The sequence below is a fragment of the Synechococcus sp. R6-7 genome (genome assembly GCF_047461695.1).
GTDB lineage: Bacteria > Cyanobacteriota > Cyanobacteriia > Thermostichales > Thermostichaceae > Thermostichus.
Genome location: NZ_JANSHS010000266.1, coordinates 1 through 9,204, shown reverse-complemented (window position 1 = coordinate 9,204; position 9,204 = coordinate 1). Strand labels below are relative to the sequence as shown.

Below are 9,204 nucleotides of genomic sequence, written 5' to 3'. Positions count from 1 at the left end.
CAGCGTATCATTGACTAGAGTCATGCTCTCTCAGCGGCTGGTGCGCTGGATTCAGAACTATCTATCCGAACACTCAGGAAACCTAAGAAACAACTCTTCACCCTGAAAGCCCCCTTTTCGAGGATACTGCCCCACCGTTCCAGTAGACTCAAACTTTGCTCTCCTTTTCGGGGAGATGGGGAATTGTTGGCACAGTGCTTGATCCTGGGTTAGAAATGCTACCGAAAAGCAGTGCACTCCTTGACACTTTCTAAACTTAACTTAATCGACAACCTTCATGAGCGCCTCCTGGGATCTGGTCAACCTGCTTACCTTACTCAACTGGAACACTCTGCCCGGATGGCTTTGGCTGCTCCTTTGGGGATCCTCACTGGCCGTGGTGATGTACTGGCAAAAGCGCTGGCTGCAGCGGGATCAGGTGGGTTTTCCCGATGTCATCATGCTGGCGCGTGCAGATACGACGGTGGTGGAATGTAACGAAGCTTGCCAGAAAATCTTGGGGGATTGGCGGGGCAGGCGCTGGATCGACGTGCTGCTGGCAGAAGAGCAAGAGCAGGCGCAGCAAAAGATAGCCCACCTTACCCCTCAGCAGCCCACCTTTACCCGGATTAGCAGAGTGGCGGATGCAGCGGGGCAGGTGCGGTGGTTTGAGTGGATCAACCAAGGCATTTTTGACCGGCGGGGCCGCTTGCAGTTTATTCGCGGCGTGGGCCGAGACATTACCGAGAAGAAACAGTTGGAAGAAAACCTGCGGCTGCGGGAGGCCCAACTGCGCACCTTGTTGGATGCCCTGCCATTGGCGGTGTGGGCCAGGGATCCCCAGGGAGTGCTAATTTTGCAAAATGCCACTGACCGCGCCTGGTTTGGCGATCTGCTGGGTACTTCTCTGGAGGAGGTGGCTCAGCAACATCCCCACTGGCTGGAGTACACCTCTCAAGTTCTATCCGACGTAGAGCGGCAAGGGTTTTGCCAATTCGAAGGTAAGGAAATGATTCAAGGCCAGGAGCGCTACACCTATCGCTTCGCTGTAAAGCTTCAGGATCAGTCTAAAGGATTAGGGCTTCTCGGCATTGTCCTAGATATCACCGAACAAAAGCGGCTGGAACAGGAGGTGTGGGAACAAGAAGAGCGTTTTCGCGCCTTCCTCAACAACAGCCACGACATTTTGTGTCGGATCGATGCCCAAGGTCTGCTGCATACCTTAAATCCTCCGGCTGCTGAGAAAATTTTGGGGCGTGCTCCCAATCAGGGAGAGGCCGTACCCTTGGATTGGGTTCACCCCGAGGATCGGCAGAACGTTGCTAATGCTCTTGAGCAACTCAAGGCTCGACCTGGCGAGACACTCAGCTTTATTTACCGGGCCCAACACGCCGATGGCCAGTGGGTGTGGCTGGAGAGCCTCTGCACCAATCTTTTGGAGGATCCCTCTGTGCAAGGGATCGTTTCCAGTACCCGCGATATCACCCAACAAAAGCAGGTGGAACTGGCTTTGCGAGAGAGCGAAGCCCGCTTCCGAGAAATTGCAGAGGCTGTACCGGTGGTTTTCTTTGTGTATTCTGCAGACTTGAGCCAGTCTCTCTACAAAAGCCCCCAAAGCGAGAAGATCTGGGGTTACACAGCAGAAGAGTTTCGCCGCAAGCCAGATCTCTGGAAAGACAGGATCCATCCCGAAGATCTGCCAAGGGTACTGCAGGCGGCCGCCCGAGCCACTCAAGAAGCCCAGCAGATCACCTACCGCCTTTTCCATCGGGATGGCAGGCTGCGCTGGCTGCGTACTTCTTGCCGACCCATCTTGAACGAACAGCAAGAGGTTATCCGTATTGTTGGCATTACCGAAGATATTACGGAGCAGAAAGAAGCAGAGCTGGCTCTACAAGAAAGCGAAGCTCGGCTTAGGGCTATTCTGGACGGGATCCCTTTTTCTATCTTTCTCAAAGATCTGGAAGGGCGCTATCTTCATGTAAACAAGACTTATCTACAACAGAGAGGCTGCAAGGCAGAAGAGCTCATTGGAAAGTTGGATAGTGAGCTGTTCGCATCAGAAGAGGCTCTAGAATTTCGAGATCAGGATCAAAAAGTCCTGCAATCTCCGCATCCTGTCAGCTACGAGCGAACCTTTTTCCGCGATGGCAAGAGATTGACCCAGTGGGTCACCAAGCTTGCCCTGCGGGATCAGCAAGGGGATCCCTATGCCGTTTGCGGTGTTGTTGTGGACATCACCCCCCTCAAAGAAGCTCAAGAAGTGCTTCGGCAAGAGGCAGAGCGGGAGCGACTGTTGGGGGCCTTATTGCGGCGGATCCGCCAAGCTTTGGACTTGCAAACCCTCTTGGAAACAACGGTTGCGGAAGTGCGAGAGTTTCTCCAGGTAGATCGGGTGATGATCTATCAGTTGCAGGAAGGTGTAGGGGGGTTTGTAGCTGCTGAGTCGGTGGCGGATCCCTGGCCCAGCCACTTGGGCCGCCGGGTGTGGGATGCTTGCCTTCGCCAGGATCCTTGCTACCGCAAGTACCAAGAGGGCTTTGTGCAAGCCATAGCCAACGTGGCGACGGCCAATTTGGATCCTTGCTATCGGGAGCTCTTGGAATCTTTCCAGGCCCAAGCCAACTTGGTGATCCCAATTCGGCGGGGAGAGGATCTCTGGGACCTTCTGGTGGCACAGCACTGCCAATCCAGCCGCCCTTGGCAAGAGTGGGAAATCCGGCTTTTACAAGAGCTGAGCGATCAATTAGCCATCGCGTTGCAACAGGCCCAGTTATATGAACAACTGCAAGCCCTCAATCAAACCTTGGAAGAAAAGGTTCGGCAACGCACCTCTGAGTTGCAGCGATCCCTGCAATTTGAGGCCCTGCTGAAACGCATCACTGACCGGGTGCGCGACTCTCTGGATGAAGCTGAAATTCTCAACACCGCTCTGCGCGAGCTGGGAGAAAACCTAAATGCAGATGGCTGCGATATTGGCCTTTACAACGCCGATCTCACCCTTTCCGCCATCAGCTACGAGTATTGTCCTCGCTTGGGGTCGGCCTTGCATACTTGTATTCCCTTTGCCCAATATCCAGATCTCTACGCCCAGTTGTTGCGAGGAGAGCCCTGCATATTTTGTTTACTTCCTGACCATTGTTTACTTCCTGACGCCCCCCGCCAAGGATCAGTCTTGGTCTGCCCTCTGCGGGATGGGGAGCAAGTCTTGGGGGATCTGTGGGTTTTTCGCAGCAGCGAGGAAAGTTTTGATGAGCAGGAAATGAATCTCGTAGCTCAAGTGGCCAATCAATGTGCTATCGGCCTAAGGCAGGCGCGCCTATTCCGAGCTGCCCAAGAGCAGGTGCAAGCCCTGGAGCGCCTTAACCGCCTCAAAGATGACTTTATCAGCACCGTCAGCCACGAGTTGCGCACCCCCCTCACCAGCCTGAAGATGGCGTTGCACATGCTGCAAGTTGCCCCTGCGAGGGAGAAGCAGGCCCAGTACCTATCCATCGCCCAGCGGGAATGCCAACGGGAGATCGAGCTGATCAATGACCTGTTGGATTTGCAGCGGCTAAAGGCAGGAGCCTATGCTTTGAATCTGCAAACGCTGACCTGGGAAGCCTTGTTGGGGGATTTGCTGTTGGCTATTGGCGAACGCGCCCGTACTAAGGGGCAAACCTTTCAAGCCAACGTGCCTCTGGAGAGCAGCATCACCACAGATCCTCTCCTTTTGGGGCGTATCCTGCGGGAGCTGCTACACAACGCGGTGAAATACACCCCCGGCCAGGGATCCATCCGCCTAGAAGTCAGGGTTGAGGCCAACCGAACTCGCATCCAAGTCAGGAATAGCCAAGAGATCCCGGCTGAGGAACTCACCCGCATTTTCGAGCGTTTTTACCGGATCCCTGGCAATGATCCTTGGAAAGAAGGGGGCACCGGTCTGGGCTTGGCCTTGGCAAAACAGATGGTGGATCAACTGAGGGGATCCATTGAGGTCAACAGCTCTGCCGGTTGGACGACTTTTACGCTACATCTACCCGAATTGCCGCAATTTTAATTCCACTTCTTCCCCTCGCTTTGGGATACATTACTGGCAGGGATCCGGGGGGGCTTTGCCTAAACCTATGACAACTCGCCTAGATTTGGCTCTCACTCTTGAAGACTTCCTCAAGTTGCCTCACATAGAAGAGTCTCCGGCATGGGAGTACGTGGATGGAGTTGCCATTCAAAAACCGCTGCCCAAAGTCCGCCATTCCATTTTGCAAAAACGCCTCGTGGCTGAGGTTGACGGCAGCACCACCGACTATACTGCCCTGCCCGAACTGCGTTGCACTTTTGCCGGTCGTTCCATTGTTCCCGATATTGCTGTAATTGCGTGGGATCGAATTCGCCTCAGTGAAACAGGCGAGCCAGAGGATGACTTCACCGCAGCACCCGACTGGATTATCGAAATTCTTTCGCCGGGTCAAAGGGTAAGCCGTGTAATCGATAATATCCTGCATTGTCTAAAGCACGGCAGCAAATTAGGGTGGATGGTGGATTTAGACGATTACTCTGTTTTGATATTTGCCCCTCAACAAGAGCCGGAAATTTGCCGAGCAGATCGTCAGCTCAAGGTGATCGATGGGATCCAGTTAGCATTGACTCCACAACAAATCTTTGTTCTCCAATACACTACCCCCGCCGCATGGCCGTAACCCCCGTGGGATCCAGCACCTTGCCCCGTTCCACCTCGGCATAGACCAGGTAGCGATCCCCGCAGTCCATCCAAGTTTTCACACGGCACTCCAGGTAAGCTAAGGCATCCAACAAAATGGGGCAGCCATTCTCAGCAGTGGCCGTGGCCAAGCCGGCAAACCGATCTTCTCCAGGGCGCTGGGGCCGCTGAAAGTGCCGTTGCAAATTGCTACCTTTGCCTTCCCGCAAGATGTTGAGCACAAAGGGTGCCTGGGGATAGGTCAGCAGTTCGGCTTCTTGGTCCTTGCTCACCGATAGAGTTAGCCCCGGCGGATTGAAGCTGGCCTGGGCCACCGACCAGGTGAGGAAGCCGCGGCGGGTCTCTCCTTGCAGAGCGGTAACTACACACAGGGATCCCACCACCCGGCTCAGGGCTTGCCCAACCCGATCCGCCTGAGTTTCGCTGCTGGTTTGGCGAGGGGCGCGGGCTCGTTTGGCTTTGCGCAGGGCCTGAGCAAACTGGGATCCCGCCTCTTGACAGGCTTCCAGGATTTCAGGGGTGGGCTTAAACTTGGCGCGGATCGTCTCAAACCCCAAGGAAAAGCCGGCATTGAGCAACTTACTCTCGATGAGATCCACCGCTTCTCCGCTCCAGCCGTAGGAGCCGAAAACCCCGGCCAATCGGGTGGTGGGAACTGAAGAAAGGATGATGCCAAGGGCGGTTTGGATCTGCACAGGAGGATGGCCGGCCAAAGTCGGGGATCCGATAACAAACCCTTGGCAGCGCTCCAGAGCCTGGGCGATCTCCTCCGGAGTGGCCCATTCGCAGTTGATCCGCTCCACCTTAACGCCGGCTCGCTCCAGCCCTTGGGCTATAGCCATGGCCATCAAGCCTGTATTTCCGTAAGCGGAAGTGTATAGGAGAGCTACCCGCTGCTCGCCGGGATCCTCTTCGCACCAAGTGTGGTAGTCCAACCGCAACCGCCGCAGGCTGTGGCGCACCAAGGGGCCGTGGGCAGGGGCATAGATTTGGGCGGGAAATTCTTCCAACTTGGCCAGGGCTGCCTTCACCTGGGGCAATTGGTTGCGGTGCAAGCAGTCGAAGTAGTAGCGACGGTCTTCGCTGAGCTGCCGCCAATGCTCGTCAAACACCTGCTCATCGCACACATGGGCACCGAACAACTTATCGGTGTAGAGGATCCCGGTGGCCGGATCGTAGGTACAGAGGGCATCTGGGTGGCGGGGCGTGGGCACGGTGCGAAAGTGCAACTCATGCCCTTCTCCCAAATCCAGGCGATCCCCATCCCGGATGACCCGCAAACGGAAAGACTGGTCGCCATTGTAGAAAATGCCCAGATCGGCGGCTTCTTCTTCGTCGCGACTGCGGGGCAAGGGATCCATCTCTTCAAAGGCGGCCCGTAGCGTAATGGATCCCGGTTTGGAGCAGAGCACCATCGCATAGGGAGCCAGAGGCAATAGGGCCTTGAGAGTGGCAATGCGGTTAAAGTTGACGTGGCTGAGCAAAATAAAGTCCAACCGCTGCAGGTACTGGTGTTGGGCCAGCTCTTCTAAAAAGATGCTGGTGAACGATTCCCCCGGAGGATCGATGAGAAGGGTTTGGCGGGCCTGGATGAGGTAGCTATTGGCAGTGGTGCCCCGTTGCCGAGCATATTCCAGCTCAAACTTCAGGCGATCCCAGGTGCGGGAGCGGAGAACCAACGTGGACGGGCCGATAAGGGCAACTTGGACATCGCGGGCGGGGATCTTGCTCTCCATAGCAGCCTCCGATGCGGTATCTGTCCTCACCTTGCCACGAAACTGGGGGAATGGGGATCCCTTTTCAGAGTTTCGGGAGAACAGGGGTTGGCTTACCCAAAAGTTGGGTCTGAAGCCCCGTCCTCACAACTGCGCAAGAAGCAAGCGATTGAGGTGGGGAGTGTGTCAAGTTTTTTCAAAGTCGGCCGGGCAAAAAGGAAGAGGCTAAGATCGGCTTGTAGCGTGTTCAGGCTGCCTATGTCTGCCCGATCCAAGTCCAAAGTGGAGGCCCCTGCTAAGGGGATGGATCCCCGCCAGTTTACCGAAGCTGAGGTGGCGGCAATTGCAGAGCGGTTGGAGCGCAATGACTATCCGACCGTCTTTGGCTGCTTGGAAGACTGGCATGCCCTTCGAGCCGTTGCCTTTTATGCTCCCCACTTAGTGGCTCCCTATGCACACCTGTTGGAGTGGGAAGTGGATGAAGATTAGGGCTGTCCTTGCAGTTCTTAAAGGGATCCCAGTGCTCAGGGCAACGAGGGGGGAGGATTTCCGTCAGAGCCTTGCCGGCGAATCAGATAGCGCACTTCTTCAAGGAGAACGTTGAACCTCTGATCCGTTTCCGCCTGCCGTTGGTTGATGGCCTGAATGGCGCGTTCGTGCTCTCGTTGTAGGGCGGTGAGGGTAACCAGAGCTTGAGTCACTTCCTCTGCCCACTCGGCAAGGTGAGCTAAGTCAGAGCGGGTCTCGCTGACAACTTGCTGTAGCTCTCGCAGGCTTTGAGCTTGGGCAGCAGCTTGTTCGGCAAATTCGGCGCGGCTTTCTTGGATGGACTGGCGCAGCTCCTGGACCGATTGGCAGAGCTCCCGGATTTCTCGGCTGTTGGCAGCAGTCTGTTCAGCCGTCCAAGCCAGCAGTTGTTCCACCCGGTCTAAGCGGTCTTGGCTCTGACTATTCACTCCGATGCCTCGCCTTGTGATGCAATCGATAAACTCCATCCGATTATAAGTGGAGTTAAGCTCAGCCAAACAGGATAGGGGGAATGGTCATTCCCAGAGCCGCCGGATTGGAGAGCGATGCAGCAACTGGTGGGCTTCGGCCAGCAACTCCGGGATAGGCAGATGTTCTGGGCAGCGGGGTAAGCAGTCACCGCATTCGGTACAGCGGTCGGCAGGTGACCCCGGAAACCAATGCCCAGCTTGGCCGAACATGTTGTAGCGGTACCGAGCAAACTCCGTCATCTCGTGGGCAATGGCCAAGTTGCGCAACCGCAGCACTTCGGGAATGTGGATCCCTTCTGGGCAGGGCAGGCAGGCGTAGCACTGGGCGCAGCGGCTGGATCCCAAGCGTTCCTGCTCGGCTTGGCGCAACCGCTCCTGAATCTGAGGGCCATCCACCCACCAACGGTCGGGATCCTGTAAAGCCGACAAGGCCACCTGTAGCTCCTCAGGATGAGTGATGCCCAGGCTGAGGGTGTGAACACGGGGATCCGCCAGCAAAAAACGATAGGCAAACTCCAAGGGGCTGAAAGGGGCACAGCACTCCTGCAGGTGTTGGGGCGGGCGATAGAGCATTCCCCCTTTATCGGCAGGAGAAATGATGAACACGCCCATATCTTGCTGGGCAGCCGCTTCTAGGGCCGGTGCATTGCGCTGTTGGAAAAAGTGATAGTGCAAATTAACAAAGTCAAAGCATCCTGTCTGGATGGCCTGCAAAATTAACTCCAGGGATCCATGGGTGGAAAACCCAATGTAGCGCACCCAGCCTTCCTGGTGGAGCTGCTGGAGAATCGGCAGCCCTTTCTGCAGCACCCACTCCAGGTGTTCCGGCAGGTTGATGCCATGAAAGGCAAATTGATCCAAGTAATCCACCCGCAGACGGCGCAGGGATCCCTGAAGCCGCTCTCGCAACCCATCTGTGGGAGTGAGTTTGCTGGTCAGAATCAACTGATGGCGTGAAAAGGGCAGGGTTTGCAAAATCTCGCCCAAGAGCACCTCGGCATGGCCATAAGCCTGAGCCGTTTCGATGTGGTTGATCCCTGCGGCTAGGGCTGCCTCAACGGTTGCCTGAGCTTGATCCCTGGGCACATTGACCAAGCGCATGCTGCCCAGAGAAAAAACCGAGACCAGCTGTTGGGTGCGCCCAAAGCGACGGTAGAGCATTGCGGCTGAGGTGATGCCAGCAACTCCCATCAAATCACCCCCCAGAGGCGGGAGACAGCTTCAGATGGCCGGGCACAGGCATGGTTTCCCTCAGGAGGGGTTTTTGCCCAGCAGTTCTGCCGCCAGCAGGATCGCCTGCTTGAGGCTCTCGCATCGGGCCACCCCTTGGCCGGCAATGTCGAAGGCGGTGCCATGATCGGGAGAGGTGCGAACAAAAGGCAACCCAATTGTCAGGTTGACTGCCCGGTCAAAAGCCAGCATCTTCACCGGGATCAAACCTTGATCATGATAGAGAGCCAAGTAGGCATCTGCCACAGTTGGGGATCCCTGGCCATGCCAGGCTTGCGCGGGAGCCAGCCACATGGTGTCGGGGGGAAGCGGCCCCCAAATTTGGGCGTGGGCATAGGTGCGCAGCAGCTCGGTCAGCCATTCTTTTTCCTCCGATCCCAGTTGCCCCTGTTCGCCGGCATGGGGATTCAGGCCGGCTACTGCAATCACAGGATCCCGGATCCCAAAGGTGTGGCGCAGGGATCCCACCAGCACATTCAGCTTTGTCCGCACCCGCTCTGGAGTCAGCACGGTGGGCACTTGGCCGAGGGGAATATGGGTGGTGGCCAGCAAAACCCGCATCTGCCAACCGCTGTGGGGG

Annotated in this window: 7 protein-coding genes; 3 read left to right on the top strand and 4 right to left on the bottom strand. The window is 56.3% G+C overall.

From position 1 onward, the window contains the following. Positions 1–277 precede the first annotated feature (277 nt). Positions 278–4,021 (top strand): PAS domain S-box protein, encoded by a 3,744-nt coding sequence (locus NW815_RS08320; RefSeq protein WP_414388036.1) that lies wholly within the window; start codon positions 278–280, stop codon positions 4,019–4,021. A 67-nt stretch (positions 4,022–4,088) separates the two neighbouring features. After that, complete coding sequence (locus NW815_RS08315) at positions 4,089–4,661, top strand: Uma2 family endonuclease (protein ID WP_414388037.1); 573 nt, start codon at positions 4,089–4,091, stop codon at positions 4,659–4,661. Here the strand turns inward: NW815_RS08315 and NW815_RS08310 are convergent. Then, complete coding sequence (locus tag NW815_RS08310; protein WP_414388039.1) at positions 4,639–6,417, bottom strand: flavin reductase; 1,779 nt, start codon at positions 6,415–6,417, stop codon at positions 4,639–4,641. The genes NW815_RS08315 and NW815_RS08310 overlap by 23 nt on opposite strands. Before the next feature lie 237 nt (positions 6,418–6,654). On the opposite strand from NW815_RS08310, the gene NW815_RS08305 reads away from it, so the two are divergent. Further along, positions 6,655–6,885: a DUF2555 domain-containing protein gene (locus NW815_RS08305; protein ID WP_414384377.1), complete on the top strand. Its 231-nt coding sequence runs from the start codon at positions 6,655–6,657 to the stop codon at positions 6,883–6,885. A 35-nt stretch (positions 6,886–6,920) separates the two neighbouring features. On the opposite strand, the gene NW815_RS08300 is transcribed toward NW815_RS08305, so the two are convergent. The 3 genes from NW815_RS08300 to NW815_RS08290 form a co-directional block, all read right to left on the bottom strand. Next, positions 6,921–7,352: a hypothetical protein gene (locus NW815_RS08300; protein WP_414388627.1), complete on the bottom strand. Its 432-nt coding sequence runs from the start codon at positions 7,350–7,352 to the stop codon at positions 6,921–6,923. Between the two features lie 87 nt (positions 7,353–7,439). Continuing rightward, positions 7,440–8,555, bottom strand: a complete 1,116-nt coding sequence (locus NW815_RS08295; RefSeq protein WP_414388632.1) for an aldo/keto reductase — start codon at positions 8,553–8,555, stop codon at positions 7,440–7,442. 90 nt (positions 8,556–8,645) lie between these two features. Next, the coding region (locus NW815_RS08290) for a 4-hydroxythreonine-4-phosphate dehydrogenase PdxA (protein WP_414415897.1) at positions 8,646–9,204 on the bottom strand (559 nt) is incomplete at its 5' end.